This window comes from Azoarcus sp. KH32C, from assembly GCF_000349945.1.
Classification (GTDB): Bacteria; Pseudomonadota; Gammaproteobacteria; order Burkholderiales; family Rhodocyclaceae; genus Aromatoleum.
Window position 1 is genome coordinate 906538 of sequence record NC_020516.1, and the last position, 18502, is coordinate 925039.

13 protein-coding genes are annotated in these 18502 nt (G+C 66.2%); all 13 read left to right on the top strand.

What is annotated here, in order from left to right; all coding sequences use genetic code 11:
• The first annotated feature begins 32 nt into the window (after positions 1–32).
• The 13 genes from AZKH_RS04140 to AZKH_RS04200 all read left to right on the top strand — a co-directional run bounded on the left by AZKH_RS04140 (position 33) and on the right by AZKH_RS04200 (position 18288).
• A complete protein-coding gene (locus AZKH_RS04140; protein ID WP_015434483.1) occupies positions 33–1793 on the top strand; it encodes a bifunctional protein-serine/threonine kinase/phosphatase in 1761 nt (586 codons plus the stop codon).
• A gap of 28 nt (positions 1794–1821) precedes the next feature.
• Positions 1822–4563, top strand: coding sequence for a nitrate reductase (locus AZKH_RS04145; protein ID WP_051071639.1), 2742 nt, complete (start codon positions 1822–1824; stop codon positions 4561–4563).
• Between the two features lie 63 nt (positions 4564–4626).
• On the top strand, positions 4627–5826 hold the full coding sequence (locus AZKH_RS04150; protein WP_015434485.1) for a methyl-accepting chemotaxis protein: 1200 nt from the start codon (positions 4627–4629) through the stop codon (positions 5824–5826).
• 8 nt (positions 5827–5834) lie between these two features.
• On the top strand, positions 5835–6758 hold the full coding sequence (locus AZKH_RS04155) for a nitrate- and nitrite sensing domain-containing protein (protein WP_015434486.1): 924 nt from the start codon (positions 5835–5837) through the stop codon (positions 6756–6758).
• A gap of 17 nt (positions 6759–6775) precedes the next feature.
• Positions 6776–8914, top strand: coding sequence for a bifunctional diguanylate cyclase/phosphodiesterase (locus tag AZKH_RS04160; protein ID WP_041655891.1), 2139 nt, complete (start codon positions 6776–6778; stop codon positions 8912–8914).
• Positions 8915–9010: 96 nt separating this feature from the next.
• The gene (locus AZKH_RS04165) at positions 9011–10069 is read left to right on the top strand and encodes a low specificity L-threonine aldolase (RefSeq protein WP_015434488.1); all 1059 of its coding nucleotides are present in this window, start codon (positions 9011–9013) and stop codon (positions 10067–10069) included.
• Positions 10070–10226: 157 nt separating this feature from the next.
• Entirely contained in the window at positions 10227–11438 is a 1212-nt protein-coding gene (locus tag AZKH_RS04170) for a methyl-accepting chemotaxis protein (protein WP_015434489.1), read from the top strand.
• Between the two features lie 154 nt (positions 11439–11592).
• The gene (locus AZKH_RS04175; RefSeq protein WP_015434490.1) at positions 11593–11958 is read left to right on the top strand and encodes a response regulator; all 366 of its coding nucleotides are present in this window, start codon (positions 11593–11595) and stop codon (positions 11956–11958) included.
• Between the two features lie 10 nt (positions 11959–11968).
• Positions 11969–12307 carry a lipid asymmetry maintenance protein MlaB gene (locus tag AZKH_RS04180; protein WP_015434491.1) on the top strand — a complete coding sequence of 113 codons (339 nt, stop codon included), beginning with the start codon at positions 11969–11971 and terminating at the stop codon, positions 12305–12307.
• The gene (locus AZKH_RS04185) at positions 12295–14487 is read left to right on the top strand and encodes a chemotaxis protein CheA (protein WP_015434492.1); all 2193 of its coding nucleotides are present in this window, start codon (positions 12295–12297) and stop codon (positions 14485–14487) included. The genes AZKH_RS04180 and AZKH_RS04185 overlap by 13 nt, the downstream gene beginning before the upstream one ends.
• A 97-nt stretch (positions 14488–14584) precedes the next feature.
• Positions 14585–16492: a methyl-accepting chemotaxis protein gene (locus AZKH_RS04190; protein WP_015434493.1), complete on the top strand. Its 1908-nt coding sequence runs from the start codon at positions 14585–14587 to the stop codon at positions 16490–16492.
• Between the two features lie 10 nt (positions 16493–16502).
• Positions 16503–17060, top strand: a complete 558-nt coding sequence (locus tag AZKH_RS04195; RefSeq protein WP_015434494.1) for a chemotaxis protein CheW — start codon at positions 16503–16505, stop codon at positions 17058–17060.
• Positions 17061–17229: 169 nt separating this feature from the next.
• Entirely contained in the window at positions 17230–18288 is a 1059-nt protein-coding gene (locus AZKH_RS04200; RefSeq protein WP_015434495.1) for a chemotaxis response regulator protein-glutamate methylesterase, read from the top strand.
• Positions 18289–18502 lie beyond the last annotated feature (214 nt).

Consider the following 18502-nt stretch of genomic DNA (forward strand, 5'->3'; position numbering starts at 1 on the left):
GCGGGATTGAGGCACGAGCGGAGAGCGCAGGCATGAACAAGGCCGCTACCGTCGAGTCGTCGTCTCCGGTGAGCGCCGCACCTGCGGCGGCGCCTCGGAGCGGCAAGGCGGCGCCGCTCTCCGTCCGCCTCGGCCATGCGACCGAGCAGGGGCTGCGCCCGCGCAACGAGGACTTCGTCGGCGCGGCGACCCCGGAAGGAGCCGAACTCCAGGCGAAGGGCCTGATGCTCGCGGTGGCCGACGGCGTCGGCGGCCACGCGAATGGACGCGAGGCCGCCGAATACACGGTGCGCGGCCTGCTCGCGGATTACTACGCGACGCCCGATACCTGGAGCGTCGAGAAATCGATCGACACGGTGGTCGGCGCGATCAACCGCTGGCTGCTGTCGCAGTCGGCGAAGTCGCGCGACTACGCCGGCATGGCGACGACGCTCACGGCGGTCGTGCTGCGCGGGCGGCGCTACTACGTCGCGCACGTCGGCGACTCGCGCGCCTACCTGTGGCACCACGGCGCGCTGCGCCGGCTCACTGAAGACCATACCTGGGAACACCCGGAGCTCGACAACGTGCTGCGCCGCGCGGTCGGACTCGATGCGCAGTTGCTGATCGATTTCGCGGATGGCGAGCTGGCCGTCGATGACCGATTCCTGCTCGTCAGCGACGGGGTGTGGAATACGCTCGGCGACGAGGGCATGGGCGAGTTGCTGGCGCGCGAGGAAGATCCCCAGGCTGCGGCCGACCTGCTGGTGCTCGAAGCGCTGCGCCGCGGTGCGACCGACAACTGCACGGCGCTCGTTGCGAACGTCGATGTCGTGCCGGCCGACAACCTGCGCGACCGCCTCGCGAGCGGCCGCCGCCTGCCGCTGCCGCCGCGTCTGAAGGTCGGCGAGACAATGGACGGCCTGCGCGTCGAGGAGCTGCTGCACGAATCGCGCGTGACCTTGCTGTATCGCGTGACGCGCATGTCCGATGGCACCGCATTGGTGCTCAAGACCCTGCGCCAGGAGGAGGGCGACGAGGAGGCGATGGCCGCCCTGGTGCGCGAGGAGTGGATCGCGCGCCGCGTGCCGGGCCAGGGCTTCCCGCGCGTCTGCGACCACCCCGGGCGCGACCACCTGTACTACCTGATGAGCTGGCACGAAGGCGAGACGCTGAAGGCGAGCCTCGCGCGCGGGCATCGCTACGCGGCGCACGAGCTTGTCCGCATCGGCACGGCGCTCTTGCATGCGGTCGCGGCGCTGCACCGGCTCGGGATCGTGCATCGCGACATCAAGCCGGACAACATCCACATCGACCGCAAGGGCGAGCTGCGCGTGCTTGACCTCGGCGTCGCCGCCTCCGACGGCGAGGACCTGCGCGAGATCAACAACCCCGGCACGCCGTCCTACATGGCGCCGGAGCTGTTCTCGGGGAAACAGGCGAACGAATCCTCCGACCTCTACGCCTGCGGCGTGACGCTCTACGAGCTGCTGACGCGCAAATACCCCTACGGCGAGATCGAACCCTTCCAGACGCCGCGCTTCGGCGAGCCGGTACTGCCGACGCGCTACCGGCCGGACACGCCCGAGTGGCTGGAACGGGTCTTGCTGAAAGCCTGTGCGCGCGATCCCAAAGACCGCTTCGAGACGGCCGAGGAGTTCCTGCTCGCGCTCGAACGTGGTGCGCACCGCCCGCTGGCGACCCATAGGCGTGCGCCGCTGGCGGCCCGCAATCCGACGCTCGCACTGAAGGTGCTGGCGAGTGCGTCGCTGCTGTTGAACCTGCTGCTGCTGTTCCTGTTGAGCCGCCACTAAGAACATGACGACACCCCCGGAGACCCTGATGGAAACGAAGGCCACCTGCCCGTATTGCGGCGTCGGCTGCGGCGTCCTCATCGAACATGACGGCGCGCGCATCACCGGCGTGCGTGGCGACCCCGAACATCCCGCGAACTTCGGCCGGCTGTGCACGAAGGGCTCGACGTTGCACTTCACGGCGCGCCGCGAGACGCGGCTGCTGTATCCGGAACTGCGCGATGCGCGCGGCGACGCGCGCCGCCGCGTGGGCTGGGACGAGGCGCTCGGCGCCGCCGCGCAACGTTTTGCCGACGTGATCAAGGAGCACGGTCCGGACGCCGTCGCGTTCTACATCTCCGGTCAGCTCCTGACTGAGGACTACTACGTCTTCAACAAGCTGGTGAAGGGCCTGATCGGCTCGAACAACGTCGACACCAACTCGCGCTTGTGCATGTCGAGTGCGGTCGCGGCCTACAAGCAGACGCTCGGGGCCGATGCGCCGCCCTGTTCGTATGAGGACTTCGCCGAGACCGACTGCCTGCTGATCGCTGGCGGCAACCCCGCCTATGCGCACCCGATCGCGTTCCGCCGCATCGAGGACGCGAAGGCGGCCCGCCCCGAGATGAAGATCATCGTCGTCGATCCGCGTCGCACCGACACCGCGGCAACGGCGGACCTGCATCTGCCGATCCTGCCCGGCACCGACATCTGGCTCTTCAACGCGATGCTCAACGTGCTGTTGTGGGAAGGCCTCGTCGACAACGCCTTCGTGCGCGAGCACACCGAAGGTTTCGACGCGCTGCGCGAGCACGTGCGCGAGATCACGCCGGCGGTCGCGGCCGAGGTCTGCGGCGTGAAGGCCGAGGACATCCGCACCGCCGCCCGCTGGTGGGGCGAGTCGCCGCGCGCGATGTCGCTGTGGTGCCAGGGCCTCAACCAGTCGACGCACGGCACACACAACGGCACGGCGCTGATCGCGCTGTCGCTCGCGACCGGCAAGATCGGCCAGCCCGGGAGCGGTCCGTTCTCGATGACGGGCCAGCCCAACGCGATGGGTGGGCGCGAAGTCGGAGGTCTTGCGAATCTGCTGTCCGCGCATCGCGATCTGGCGAACCCCGAGCACCGCGCCGAAGTCGCGCGGCTGTGGGGTGTCGCGGACGTGCCCGAAAAACCGGGCCTGACGGCAGTGGAGCTCTTCGACGCGATGCACGAAGGCCGCGTGAAGGCGGTGTGGATCGCCTGCACCAACCCCGCGCAGTCGCTGCCCGAGCAGGAGCGGGTGCGCGAGGCGCTCGCGCGCTGCGAATTCGTCGTGCTGCAGGAAGCCTACGGCAACACCGAGACCGCTGCCTTCGCCGACCTGCTGCTGCCGGCCTCGACCTGGGGCGAAAAGGAAGGCACGGTGACGAACTCCGAGCGCCGCATCACGCACGTCAATCGCGCGGTCCCTGCGCCGGGTGAGGCACGGGCCGACTGGGCGATCGTCTGCGACTTCGCGCGCAAGCTCGGACCGCTGATCGGCAAGCCCGAGGCCGAGCGCATGTTCGGCTACGCGGGCCCCGAGCCGATCTTCGCCGAGCATGCCGAGACGACGCGCGGGCGCGACCTCGACATTGCCGGCCTGTCCTACGCGGTGCTCGACACCAAGGGCCCGCAGCAGTGGCCCTTCCCGGAAGGGGCGACGGAAGGGCGCGCACGGCTTTACGCCGATGGCCGCTTTCCGACCGCCGACGGCCGTGCGCGCTTCGTCGTGCCGACCGGGCGCCTCACCGCGGAACGCGCCGATGCGCGCTATCCGCTGCGCCTCACCACCGGCCGCTTGCGTGACCAGTGGCACGGCATGAGCCGCACCGGCAAGGTCGCGCGTCTGTACAACCACGTCGACGAGGCGCGCATCGAGCTCAACGCCGACGACATGCATCTGCGCGGCGTCAAGGACGGCGACCTCGTGCGCGTGAAGAGCCGCCGCGGTGAGATCGTGCTGCGGGCTGCAGCGTCGAGCGAGATCCGTTCCGGCCAGGCTTTCGTCGCGATGCACTGGGGCTCCAACGCACTGAATTCCGCTGGCGTGAACGTGCTGACGATGAAGGAATTCGATCCGTTCTCGAAGCAGCCGGAGTTGAAACACGCGACCGTGCAGGTCGAAAAAGCGAATTTGCCGCATCAGGCATTGATCATGCGCGGCGAGCCGGGCGAGGCGACGGGGGGCGAGGGGGAGGAAAGGGACCCCGCCGGCGTCACGCTCGAGCGCGCCGCGCTCCTCGTACCGTGGCTGGAGCGCTTCGCCTACGCGTCGCTCGCGCTCGCGGGCCGCGACCACCCGGCCGTCGTGCTGCGCATCGCCCACGATCAGCCGATTCCGCAGGCGTGGCTCGACGAACTCGACGCACTGCTCGGGCTCGACGACGACCACTGCCTCGCCTACAGCGATGCGCGCCGCGGCATCACCAAGCGGGCGCGTATCGAGGGGGGGCTTCTGGTCGGCCTGCGCCTGACCGGGGAGACGGCCGCTGCCGGCTGGCTGCGTGACGTGCTGGTCGAGCGCCAGCCGACCGCCGAGCTGCGCCGCTGGATCCTCGCCCCGCTCGCGAGCCCGCCGGCCGCCGCGAAGAGCCGCGGGCGCATCGTCTGCAACTGTCTCAACGTCTCGGAGAGCGACATCGCCGCCGCGATCGCGGGTGGCGACGGCTTCGATCAACTGCAGGAGAAGCTCAAGTGCGGCACGAGCTGCGGTTCCTGCGTGCCCGAGATCAAGCGCCTCGTCGCGGCAGGCCGCAGCGCCGCCTGACGATGGAAGGCGTGTAACAAGAGCGTTAAAGAATAAGCATGACCATCAAGAGAGAGAACGCAAATGAACGGATCGGAGCACTCGGGTGCCCCGACAGTCGCCGCCTCGCTGCATCCGGCGCGCCAGCCCGCGCTGCGCCGGATCGTGCTGGCGGCGATCCTGTCGGGGGCGGGGGCAGGAGTTGCCGGCCTAGCAAGTGACAATCTGATTCTCGCGTCGGGACTGGCGCTGGCTGCCGGCGGCGTCGCGCTGGCGGGCTGGACGGCGCATGGCCTGGGGCGGCAACTCGCGCGTCTCGAGGGCTTTGCCTCGCAGCTCGCGGAAGGGCGCCTCACCGCTCGGCTCGCAACGGCCGGCGACGATGACGTCACGCCGATCTGCGAGCGCTTCAACGGTGCCGCACGGGGGCTGACGGGCGTGTTCGTCGAACTCGGGCGCGCCACCGACGAGCTGAAGAGCGTGTCGCGCGAAGCGTCCGCGAATGCCGCCGCCGGCGAGCAGGGCGTGCATGTGCAGCGCGACACCACCGTGTCTTCCGCGGCGACGCTGGAAGAGCTCATCACCAGCCTCGCCAGCACGCGCGACGGTGCCGCCGAAGCTGCGACCGTTGCGCAGGCGGCGGTCGCCGAGGCGCGCTCCGGCGCCACCGAAGTCGAGGGCGTCGCGAGCGCGATGCAGGCCCTGGCCGGCGATGTCGGCACTGCGGCACAGGGCGCGGCCCAGCTCGCCGAGCGCTCGCGCCGTATCGACGGCATCGCCACGACGATCGCGGAGATCGCCGCGCGCACCAATCTGCTGGCGCTCAACGCGGCGATCGAAGCCGCCCGTGCGGGCGAGACCGGGCGCGGATTCGCGGTCGTCGCCGACGAAGTGCGTGACCTTGCCGAGGGCACGACGCGGGCGACGCGCGACATCGCCACCCTCGTGGGGCAGGTCCAGACCGATGTCGAACGCCTGATCGGCGCCGTCTCGGCCGCCGACCGACGCGCCCAGGACAGCGCCGAGCGCGCCCGCCACGCCGCGACGGCGCTCGCCGCGATCGAGGCCGCGGCACTCGAAACCTTGTCGCGGATGCGCGAGATCGCCGACGGCAGCGCCGAGCAGAGCGTCGCCGGCGAACGCATCGCCGTCGACATCGAGCGCGTCGCGCAACTCGCCGACGACAACGCCCGCCGCGTCGCCGAAAGCAGCGAGCTGGCGAAATACCTTGAACTGCTTGTCGGTCGCCTCGAAGAGCGTCTGCACGGCTATCGCTACGAATGAACGGGGCAATGATGGAAATCACGACACTTCAGGGCACGGGCGCCGCAGCGCTTGCGGTCGCCGGGCTGGCATGCATCTATTGGGGCGGCGGACGCAAGCGCTCGCACGACAAGATCGAACGTGCGCGCGGAGCGCTCGCCAGCGCCGGGAATCTCGTCCAGTTGATCGCCCAGGTCCAGCAGCATCGGGGCATGAGTGCCGCCTGGCGGGCGGGCGACACCTCGTTTGCCGCCCGGCTGCCCGAAAAGCAGGGCGCGGTGCGACGTCTCTTCTCATCCGTGCTCGACGCCGCCAAGCGCGAAGACGGCGAGCGCATCCCGTGCTTCGTCACGCACGACGCGCGGGTGCTGCGTCACGAGTGGGAGCGCCTCGTCGAGGGGCTCGCTGACCTCACCCCGGAACAGAGCTTCCACACGCATTGCCGCATCGTCGCGACCTTGCTCGACTGGCTTGCGGCGATCGGCGAAGCCCGCGTCGAGCAGCCGCTCAGCGGCACCATCCCGGCGGTCGCGGCGCGGAATTTCTTCCATCGGCTGCCCGTCCTCGTCGAATCGCTCGGTCAGGCGAGGGCGCTCGCCAGCGCCGTGGCAGCCCGTCGCCATTGCCCACCGGTGTCGCGCGTGCGCCTGCTTTTCCTGCTGTCGCGCGCGGAGTCCTTGATGACCCAGGCGCAGGCGCCCGGCGCCGCGGCGATGACGGAAGTCCCCGCCGAGGCGCGTCGGGCGGTGGCGACATTCGTCGCGGCGCTGCGCGACCGCCTGATCGCGTCGCGCGAAATCGAACTCAGCGCCAGCGAATGCTTCACGCTCGGGACCTCCGCCATCGACGCGGTATTTGCGTGGCTCGCGCATGAGCAACGGGTGCTCGACGCCGCGCTCGCCCAGGGCGGGACGGCCGGGAACTCAGAACTCGCCGGCGGAATCGCGAGATGAATGCAGGAGTGATGACCATGGACGCAGACATCCCGGCCGGGCCATCGGTGCGGCGTGGCCAGCGCATCGACAGCGGCCGATTCCTGTCGGTCCTCATCGACAATCTCGACGGCATGGTCTGCCGCTGCGCGATCGACCGCCACTGGACGATGCTCTTCGTCAGCGAAGGCTGCCGCCGCCTTCTCGGCTATTCGCCGGAGGAGCTGATCGGAAACCGCTACGTCTCGTATGAAGCGCTGACGCATCCCGACGACCGCGAGCATGTGCGCCGCGAGATCGTGGCCGCGCTCGCGGCCGGCGTGCGCTACCGCATCGAATACCGCGTCGTGTGCCGCGACGGCAGCATCAAGTGGGTGCTCGAACGCGGCGTCGGCGTGCAGGACGAATCCGGCCGCCAAGTCGTCGAATGCTTCATCGAGGACATCACGGACCAGGTCGAGGCGCAGCAGCGCCTGGCCGAAACCGAGGCGCGCTACCGCAGCCTCTTCGAGAACGCGGTCGTCGGCATCTTCCAGACCTCGGCCGACGGCCAGTATCTCGCCGCCAACACCGCGCTCGCCCGGATGTACGGCTACACGACCGTCGATGAGCTGATGGCCGGCCTGCGCGACATCGAAGGGCGACTGTATGTGCAGCCGGGCCGCCGCGAGGAATTCAAGCGCCTGATCCGTGACCGCGGCTATGTCAGCAGCTTCGAGTCCGAAGTTTATCGGCTCGACGGCTCGACTTTGTGGATCGCCGAGACCGCGCACGCGGTGCATGGCGCCGACGGCGAGCTGCTCTACTACCAGGGCACGGTCGAAGACATCAGCGACCGCAAGCGCTACCGCGAGCAGCTCGAACACCAGGCCAACCACGATCCCCTGACCGGCCTGCCGAACCGCAACCTGCTGCGCGACCGCGTCGAGCAGGCGCGCGTGCATGTCGCGCGGGAAGGCGGCGAAGTGGCGGTCGCCTTCGTCGATCTCGACAACTTCAAGGTCATCAACGACAGCCTCGGTCACGCCGTCGGCGACGAACTACTGATGGTCGTCGCGGCGCGCCTGAAGAGCTGCCTGCGCGCAATCGATACTGTCGCCCGTTACGGCGGCGACGAGTTCGTGCTGATCGTCCATTACCCGGGCGACCGCGCGACGATCGGGCGCGTGCTCGACCGCGTGCTGCAGGCGATCGCGCGCCCGATCCAGGTCGCCGGCCACGAACTGATGGTCACCTGCAGCATCGGCGTCGCGATGCTCGAAGGCGATGCCGGCGTCGACGTGCTGCTGCAGCATGCCGACGCCGCGATGTACTCCGCCAAGGCAGCGGGGCGCTCGACCTACGCGGTCTACACACCTGACCTCAACGCGGCCGCCGTCGAGCGCCTGCGCCTCGAATCGGCGCTGCGCCACGCGCTGGAGCGCGGCGAGATCGACGTGCATTTCCAGCCCAAGGTCGATCGCGCGGGACGCGTCTGTTCGCTCGAGGCGTTGGCGCGCTGGACGAGCGCGGAATTCGGCGCGATCTCGCCGGCGGTCTTCGTGCCGATCGCCGAAGATACCGGCCTGATCGGCCCGATCACCGAATTCGTGCTGCGCAGCGCCTGTGAGCACGCCGCGCGCTGGATCGGCACGGGCGTCGCGCCGCTCACCATCGCCGTCAACCTGTCGCCGCGCCTGTTCCGCGCCGATGGTCTCGTCTCGCGCGTGAGCGGCGAACTCGCGGCCGCGGGTCTGCCGGCGGCCTGCCTCGAGCTCGAAATCACCGAAGGCACGCTGATGGGCGAGGGCATCGATGCCGTCCAGCAGCTGCGCGCCCTCAAGGCCATCGGCGTACGCATCGCGGTCGACGACTTCGGCACCGGCTACTCCTCGCTCGCCTACCTCACGCGCTTTCCGCTCGACATCCTCAAGGTCGACAAGTCCTTCGTCGCCCGCGCCGTGCCCGGTTCGGAGGAGGCCATCCTCGCGCGTGCGATCGTCTCGCTCGGTCTCGAACTCGGACTGACCGTCGTCGCCGAAGGCGTCGAGACGCAGGAGCAGTGGCAGCTCCTTTCCGATGCCGGATGCCACGAATTCCAAGGCTATCTCTTCTCCCGCCCCTTACCCGTGCAGCTGGCGGACGCCTGGCTCGCGTCCCGCCGAACAGCGGGGGAAGGGCGCGGATTGCCGAATTAGTCGCCTGCGCGAGCCGAGTGTCGATCATCGGGTAAGCTGTCGTGCTCCGCATCCGGAGCACGACTCTCTCCCCCGCGCCCACAAGGTGACAAGAACATGACCGAGACAGCCTTCCCGACCCCCGGCTACAAACTGCAATTCGCCAGCGACAACACCGCCGGCGTCTGCCCCGAGGCCCTCGCGGCCTTCAACGACGCCAACCGCGGCTTCGCGTCCTCCTACGGCAACGACGACGCGACCGCCGCCGTCTGCGACAAGCTGCGCACCCTCTTCGAGCGCGACGCCGAGATCTTCTTCGCCTTCAACGGCACCGCCGCGAACTCGCTCGCGCTCGCCGCGATGTGCCAGTCCTACCAGGGCGTGATCTGCAGCGACACCGCCCACGTCGCCACCGACGAATGCGGCGCGCCGGAGTTCTTCTCGAACGGCGCCAAACTGCTGCTCGCGCCCCATCGCCACGGCAAACTCACGTCGGCCGGCGTGCGCGAAGTCATCACCCGCCGCAGCGACATCCACTACCCCCGCCCCAAGGTCGTCACGCTGACGCAGGCGACGGAGCTCGGCACCCTCTACCAGCAGGGCGAGATCGCAGGCATCGCGCGCCTCGCGCACGAGCAGGGCCTGAAGGTGCATATGGACGGCGCGCGCTTCGCCAACGCGGTGGCCTCGCTCGACGTCGCGCCCGCCGACATCACCTGGCGCGCCGGTATCGACGTGCTGTGCTTCGGCGGCACCAAGATGGGCCTGCCGGTCGGCGAGGCGATCGTGTTCTTCGACAAGGCGATGGGCGAGGAATTTGCCTACCGCTGCAAGCAGGCCGGCCAACTCGCATCCAAGATGCGCTTTCTCTCCGCGCCCTGGCTCGCGATGCTCGACAACGGCGTCTGGCTCAGGCACGCCGCGCACGCCAACGCGATGGCGCAACGCCTGCGCGACCGCATCGCGCGTCTCGCCGGCGCCGAGATGCTGTTGCCGACCGAAGCCAACGGCGTCTTCATCAACCTGCCGCAGCCGGCGATCGAGCGCCTGCGTGCAGCCGGCTGGGTGTTCTACACCTTCATCGGCGGCGGCGCGCGCTTCATGTGCTCCTGGGCGACGACCGAAGAAGCCGTCGATGACCTTGCCGGAGATCTCGCCGCGGCACTGGACGGCTGACGCCGGGCGGGTGTGACGATCCGTCGCAGCGTATCCCCTTCCTCGGGACCACCGCGTCGGATTCGGGCACTGCCTGTTCTGGGCATGACGATCGCGTCTTCGTCAACACCCCGCATGTGTTTGGAGTATTCTATGACCATGTAGGAGGTGTGGGATTATGACCAACGCCAATGCTGGGGTTTCGTCTGTCGAAGCCATATCGGCAAACATCATGCGCTCGATGGGAAGATGGCCCCTGCTGGCGGGCCTGGCGGGGGCAATCATGCTTGCCTGGAGCGTCGGCTCCGTCATTGTAGGCGCGGCTTGGGGCGTGGGGTTGTTCGCCTTGGTCGCCATCGCTTCGTTTCGGGAGCGGAGAGAGATCAAGTCCGCACTCGTCCGCGAACTGGGCGCCCGGGCCGCGGCGCCGAGCGGCGCGAACGGGGTCGAATCCTATCTACATAGCTTGCACGATGTTGCGGACGCATCGATGCGTCGCTGGGCGAAGCATATCGACATCGCCCGTCTGCAGACCGAAGGCGCCGGGGCCCAGCTTACGCAGGACTTCGAATCCATCTTGAGCCAATTGCAGTCGCTTCTCGAAGGGAGCAACGTTCAAGCGGGGGACGGGGTGGTCGCCGTCATCGAACATTCCCGCGCGGATCTCGAAGGCATGCTGGAACGGCTCAATCACGCCCTCGAAGAGCAAAGGCCGATGTTGCTCAAGTTCCGCGAACTCGCCGAGACGGTGCAGGAACTCAGGCAAATGGCCGACAGCGTTGCCGAGGTCGCAAAGCATACCAACCTGCTCGCACTCAATGCGGCCATCGAGGCCGCCCGCGCCGGGGAGGCGGGCCGCGGCTTTGCCGTCGTCGCCGATGAGGTGAGGAAGCTCTCCAATCAGTCGGGGGCCTTGGGCAAGGAGATCCGCGAGCACGTCGATTCGGTGAATGTGGCGATGTCATCCGCCCTGACTTCCGCCGAGCAGCTCTCACTCCAGAACGAATCGCTGATCAGCAGTTCGGATGAAACGCTTCACTCTGTCATGGGGCGCTTCACGGACGTCATGAGCGGGCTCAGCGATGCTTCCCGGAATATGGCCGAGGGGAGCCAGAGTGTTCGCGAAAGAGTCCAGACGGTCCTCGTGCATTTGCAGTTTCAGGACCGAATGAGCCAGATCCTGGTGGCGGTCTCCGCGGACATCGCGCGTCTGCTGGAGCGGATTCGCGAGCAGGAGCACCAGATCGCACGCGGCGAGACGCCTGACGCCTTCGATACCCGCGCCTGGGTCGCCGCGCTCGAGAAGACCTACACCACGCTCGAGCAATACGATTGTGCCCATCCGGCGGCGCAGGGCAAGGTCGCGACAACCGACATCACCTTTTTTTAGACGTTCAAATTGAAGGTCCGGCTCGATCCAGAACCTCGACATAGTGCCAAACGAGTGCAGGGGAGGCTGTTGAGGACACCCCCGTGCGACCGGACAGCGGCCTTGGAAGCAGCGACCAACTTAGAAAACTCAGGCTTGAAAAGGGGAAATAGCCATGGGAAAGACCATTTTGGTGGTGGACGACTCATCGTCGATGCGACAGGTTGTCAGCATGGCGCTCAAGGGCAGCGGGTACGACGTCATCGAGGCCTGTGACGGCAAGGATGCGCTGAGCAAGCTTGCCGGCCAGCGGGTTCATCTGGTCATCAGCGACGTCAATATGCCCAACATGGACGGCATCACCTTTGTCAAGGAAATGAAGAAGAACCCGGCCTACAAGTTCGTGCCGGTGATCATGCTGACCACCGAGGGATCCGACGAGAAGAAGAAGACGGGGCAGGAAGCAGGGGCCAAGGCGTGGGTCGTCAAGCCCTTCCAGCCCCAGCAGATGCTCGCCGCCGTGTCGCGAATCCTGCTTTGAGCAAACTGCCATGAGCATTGACGTGAAATGTGATGGCAGTGCGGCAAGGGTGAGCTTGAACGGGGAGCTCAACATTTACACGGTCGCCGAAATCAAGGCGAGCCTGGCCGACTGCATGGAGCATGCAGACCGGATCGAAATCGATCTGTTCGGCGTGAGCGACATCGACACGGCGGGCCTGCAACTGATGCTGATTGCCAAACGCGATCCGGGCAAGGAAGTCCATTTTGTCAATCATCCGCCCTGCGTGCTGCGTCTCGTCGATCTGGCCAATCTGGCTGGCGTGCTCGGCGATCCGCTCGTGATGCCTGCTCGGGAGCCGGAGGAGGGGCAGCCGTGTCCGAATTGAACAACGATCTCGCCTTGGCGCTCGGAACCTTCATGGACGAGGCTCGCGAGTTGCTCGGCCGGATGGAGGAGATCCTGCTGGGCGCCGAAGAGGCGCCGTGCTCCGACGACGAGCTCAACGAGCTGTTCCGTTGTGCGCACACGATCAAGGGGTCAGGTGGCCTGTTCGGCCTCGACGAGGTCGTGCGTTTTACCCATGTGGTCGAGAATGTGCTCGATTGCCTGCGCAACGGCGGGCTGCAGTTCAGCAGCGAACTCATCAGCCTGCTGCTCGAATGCCAGGATCACATCTGCAGCCTGATCACCGCCGTTGCCGAGGGCACCGAAGTTCCCGTCGCACGCAGCGACGAACTGCTGCAAAAGCTGCAGGTGGTGCTCGGCGCGGACGAGGCGTCCGTTAAGACGTATGCGCCGACGCCTCCGGCTGCGGCCGAACCGGAGGTCATCGCCAGCGGTGGCGGTGCCATCGGGGCCGACCACTGGCATGTTTCGTTGCGCTTCGGCCCGCAGATGCTGCAGGACGGGATGGACCCACTGGCCTTCATCAACTACCTGAATCAATATGGGACGCTGTTGCACGTTGAGACCGTGACCGAGGCCATTCCGGATTTCGCCAGCGCCGATCCCGAGCTCTGTTACCTCGGCTTCGAAGTGGCGCTGCGCAGCAATGCCAGCAAGGCCGAGATCGAAAGCGTCTTCGAGTTCGTGAGCGATAATTCGCGGATCGTCATCCTGCCGCCTGCCAGTAAGATCGACGAATATGTGGCCTTGATCGAGTCAATGCCGGACAGCGCCGAAATGATCGGGCGGATTCTCGTCGCCTGTGGTTCCGTGACTCAACGTGAGCTCGACCAGGCGCTTGCCGTACAGCGCGACCTGGGGGGGAGGCAGCGGCTCGGTGAGGTGCTCGTCGAGCGAGCAGCCGCTGAACGCGAGGTGATCAACGCCGCGATCGACAAGCAGAAGAGCGCCGCCGAAAGGCGTGCGGCCGACAGCAAGACGGTCAAGGTACCGGCGGATCGGCTCGATGCCCTCATCGATCGCGTCGGCGAGTTGGTCATCGCGGGCGTCGGCACGCATTTGCAGATCAGTCGCCTGAACAAGCCGTCGATCCAGGAGTCGGCCGAGGTTCTTCTGTCTCTCGTCGAGGACATCCGCGACATGGCTCTGCGGCTGCGCATGGTGGCCATCGGCGAAGTCTTCTCCCGGTTTCCGCGTGTCGTGCGTGACGTGTCGAAGGAGCTCGGCAAGGACATTGACCTATGCATCAATGGTGCCGAATCCGAACTCGACAAATCAATGGTGGAGAAGATCGGCGATCCGCTGATGCATCTGGTACGCAACGCGATCGACCACGGCATCGAACCCACCGAGGTCCGTGCAGCACGCAACAAGCCGGCGCGGGGCACGGTCGAGCTGAATGCCTTCCACGAGTCCGGCAGCATCAACATCGAAGTCAAGGACGATGGCGGCGGGCTGGATCGCGAGCGTATCCTGAGGAAGGCGCTCGAGCGCGGCATGATCGGCGAGGACGCCAACCTTTCCGACCAGGACATCTATCGGCTGATTCTCGCGCCGGGGTTTTCGACGGCGGAGCATGTCACCAACCTCTCGGGGCGGGGCGTCGGGATGGACGTGGTACGCAGCAACATCGAGGCGCTGCGGGGTACTCTCGATATCGAATCGGTTCCGGGGCAAGGCACCACCATGCGCATGTGCCTGCCCCTCACACTGGCGATCATCGACGGCTTTCATGTCGGCGTCGGCAATTCGCACTTCATCATCCCGCTCGACCTCGTGGTGGAATGTATCGAACTGCCGCCCGATATCGGCTTCCAGGATTATCTCGAATTGCGTGAGGAGGCATTGCCTTTCGTGCGCTTGCGCGAGGTCTTCCGGGAACAGGGCGCGGGGCACCCGAGGCCCCGCGTCGTGGTCGTGCGCTTCGGCAGTCGCCGTGCCGGCCTGGTGGTCGATCGCATTTACGGCAAGTGCCAGACCGTCATCAAGCCGCTCGGGCCGCTGTTTTCCGAAGTCCCGGCCGTCGCGGGATCCACCATTATCGGCAATGGCGATGTCGGGATGATTCTCGACGTGCCGGCGCTCGTGCGGCATTGCTCGGCCCTGCCACGAGGAAAGCCGATGCGCGAGCCCGACCGAGCGCCGTTTGCCGCGGCGTGATGCCCATCGGGCCTATGCTATTTGCACGCGGTCTGTACCGAACACCTCCATGTCCTTATTCCGCAATTCCAAATTGCTTCCTGATCAGGAGAAAGCCATGACCCTCAGCGTCAAGAACAGACTGATCATCAGTCTCGTGGTGTCCGTCATGGCGGTCGTCGTGCTGATTGCCCTCAGTGCGACCAGCATGAGCCGCCTCGCCCGCATGCAGGACGAAGGTGTGGACCGCTCGAACACGTCCGTAAATCTGGCCAATGCACAGAATATCGGTGCCCGTCTTTATCAGGTTGTCGCCGACGCTGTCATCAATCGCAATCTGCGGGAAAGTCGAAAGAGTTGGGTCGAGGTCAAGAAATCTGCCGAAGAGGAATTGGCCGAGGCGGCCAAGGCTGCTGATACCGATGCAGAACGGCGTTGGGTTGCCGATGCCGCTTCGGCGTTCAAGGAAACAGCCCGTATTTTTGAAGACAAGATGCTGCCGCTGTTGGAGAGCAACAAGGCGTCGGAGGCCGTGATTCGCGAGCTCGACGGCCAACTGGACGGTGAAGTCGAGAAGATGCGGGAGAACCTACGCCAGGTAGCTGAATCGGTCTCCGTCGAATCGCGTGTGGCAGATGCCAAATTCGATGAGGAAATCAGGACGACGGAATCTTGGATGATCGCATTCGGTGTCGTCGTCCTGCTGATCACGCTGGCGGTGTCGTACTGGGTCTTCCGCTACATCACCGGTCAATTGGGCGGTGAGCCGGCGGTGGCGGCGGAAATCGCCAACCGGATCGCGTTGGGCGACCTGTCGAGCAAGATCCAAGTGCACACTGGCGACAAGCACAGCCTCATGGCGTCGATGGAGGCGATGTCGGCGACGATCCGCACCCTCGTTGCCGACGCGCATGCCCTGTCTGCTGCGGCTCAGCGCGGCAAGCTGGAAACAAGGGCGGATGCCGCCAAGCACCAAGGGGAATTCCGCGCCATCATCGAAGGTATCAACGCCACGATGGTTGCGGTCGTCGAGCCGATCGACGACGTCAAGCGCGTCATGGCGGCGGTCGAGCAAGGCGATCTCAGGCAAACCATCCAGGCCGACTACGAAGGTGACTTCGGTGCCCTGGTCGGGAGCGTAAACAACACTGTGACCAAACTGTCGCAGACCATCGCGCATGTCTCCAGCGCGTCGGATGAGCTCGCCAATGCGGCGACGCAGGTCTCTGCCACCTCGCAGTCCCTGTCACAGGCGACCTCCGAACAGGCCGCCAGCGTTGAGGAAACCTCGTCGGCCGTCGAGCAGATGTCGGCGTCGATCTCCCAGAATAGCGACAACGCCAGGACCACGGACGGCATCGCGCGCAAATCCTCGGAAGACGCGATCGCCGGCGGCGAGGCTGTCAAGTCGACGGTGGCGGCCATGAAGGCGATCGCCGACAAGATCGGCATCATTGACGACATCGCCTACCGCACGGATCTCCTCGCACTCAACGCCGCCATCGAGGCCGCGCGGGCCGGGGAGCACGGCAAGGGATTCGCGGTCGTGGCCGCAGAAGTCCGGAAGCTGGCCGAGCGCAGCCAGATCGCGGCCCAGGAGATCGGCGAGCTGGCGACAAGCAGCGTTGCGACCGCCGAAAGCGCCGGCGGCTTGTTGGAAACAATGGTGCCCTCGATCCGCAAGACCGCCGATCTGGTGCGCGAAATCTCCGCCGCCTCGGAAGAGCAATCGAACGGTGCCGGGCAGATCACCATGGCCATGGGCCAGCTCAACAGCGTTACGCAGCAGAATGCGTCCCTGTCGGAAGAGCTTGCCGCAACAGCGGAGGAAATGGGGACACAGGCCGAGAATCTGAAGGATCTGATGTCGCAGTTCGTCGTCGCCGGTGAGCGCCCCGCGAACTCGGCCGCAACTCGGCCGGTGAGGGCAAAAGGCAGTGCCAAGACACTGACCAAGGAGATCGTCGCCCGGGTCATGTACCCGGCGTCGAGTAACGTCGACGCGAAGGACTTCGAAAAATTCTAGCGAGTGCGTCATGCAAAGCGAAATCGTGGTTCCCGTCGCCGCCCGGCAGGAAGTGGCCATTGCGGGCAAAACGCCGGAAGGCGCTGATGCCGGCGCGGCCGGGCAGCTCTATCTCGCCTTCCGGTTGGCAGGTGAAGTCTATGCGGTCGATATCTTGCGTATCCGCGAAATCATCGAGTACAGCCTGCCCACCAGCGTGCCGATGATGCCCGAATCGGTACGGGGGGTGATTAACCTACGTGGGTCGGTGGTGCCCATCATCGATCTCGCGGTGCGCTTCGGTCGCGATGCAACGGGAGTCGGCAAGCGAACCTGCTTCGTCATCATCGAGGTCGAGTACGGCCGAACGAAGCACATCCTCGGGGTGATGGTGGACGGCGTCAACGGGGTGATGGACATTGGCGCCGACCGGATCGAACCACCGCCGAGCTTCGGCACGGACGTCGACACCCGGTTCATCGCAGGCATGGCGCGCGCGGAGGGGCGCTTTGTCATCATCCTTGACGTTGCCCGCGTGTTGTCCATCGCGGAAATGGCGACAATCCGTTCGGTGTCGGCAGGGAGGTGAGTGCTGGGATCGACCGGCGGGGCTCCGGAAGGCCGGACTGGTCGAGCGCGTCGGCGTCGCTGGCGCAGTCGGCCATCGCGGGGGCGCGGTGCCAGTCGTCGCGCGTGATCGGTACAGGCAGGACAACAACCGGATCCGGCGGAGGAACCGGACACGAAGCAAGTGGGCTATGGGACGCGAAATCAAGGTAATGGTCATCGATGACTCTGCGGTCGTCCGCAAGGTCATGAGCAGTATTCTCGACCGGGATCCGAATATCCGGGTCATCGCCACGGCATCGGATCCGATCTTCGCAATGGAGAAGATGTGCAAGGAATGGCCGGACGTCATTACGCTCGATATCGAGATGCCGCGGATGGACGGCATCACCTTTCTCGGAAAGCTGATGGCCGAACGGCCGACACCGGTGGTGGTCTGTTCTTCGCTGACTACGACCGGAGCGGAGACGACCCTGCAGGCACTGGCCGCCGGCGCTGTCACCATCATTACCAAGCCGGGCTTGGGGGTCGATGATTTCCTGCAGGATTCGAGCGACGATCTCATCGCCGCAGTCAAGGCGGCCGCGCGTGCGAACATGGGGGCCGTGCGGCACACCGCCCAGGCCCGCACCCCGCCGCCGGATTCCGATGGACCGCGCACGGCGATGGCGCAAACGACCGAGCGCATCGTCGCCATCGGCACGTCGACCGGTGGAACGCTCGCTCTCGAGCGGATTCTGACTGAGTTGCCGCGGGTGTCACCGGGCATCGTCATCGTGCAGCACATGCCCGAGATGTTCACCGCTGCCTTTGCCGCTCGGCTCGACAGCCTGTGTGCGATCAGGGTGCTAGAGGGGATGGACAAGCAACGCGTCCTGCCGGGACAGGCGCTGATCGCTCCAGGTGGCAAGCACATGCAGCTCGTCCGCAGCGGTGCGCAATACATCGTCGAGATCAAGGATGGCCCGCCCGTCAATCGTCATCGGCCCTCGGTGGACGTTCTGTTTCGCTCCGTTGCTCGCCACGCAGGGAAGAACGCGATGGGGGTGATCATGACGGGGATGGGCGACGACGGCGCACGCGGCCTGAAGGAAATGCACGATGCCGGCAGCTTTACGCTCGCGCAGGACGAAGAGAGCTCCGTTGTCTATGGGATGCCCAGGGAAGCGGTGAAAGTCGGCGCCGTCGATCGCATCCTGCCGCTCTCGCTCCTTGCGGGGGCCATCATGAGAGGCAGCGTCCGGTCGTAGCAGCGCGCGGGGGGCAACAGTCACCACCGTGAGGATCGTCGCGTCCGAGTGAAGTTGCATGACGTTTACGTCAACGTCACAATACCGCCCGACGCTCTTCGACGGGCGTCGGCTTCCAATCACAGTCGTCCGCAGCACGGCAGTCCGGCACTGCGCCGAGGATCGCCCGCCAGCGGGTGCGCAATGACGTGGCAGACGCAGGTCCGCCGCGTTG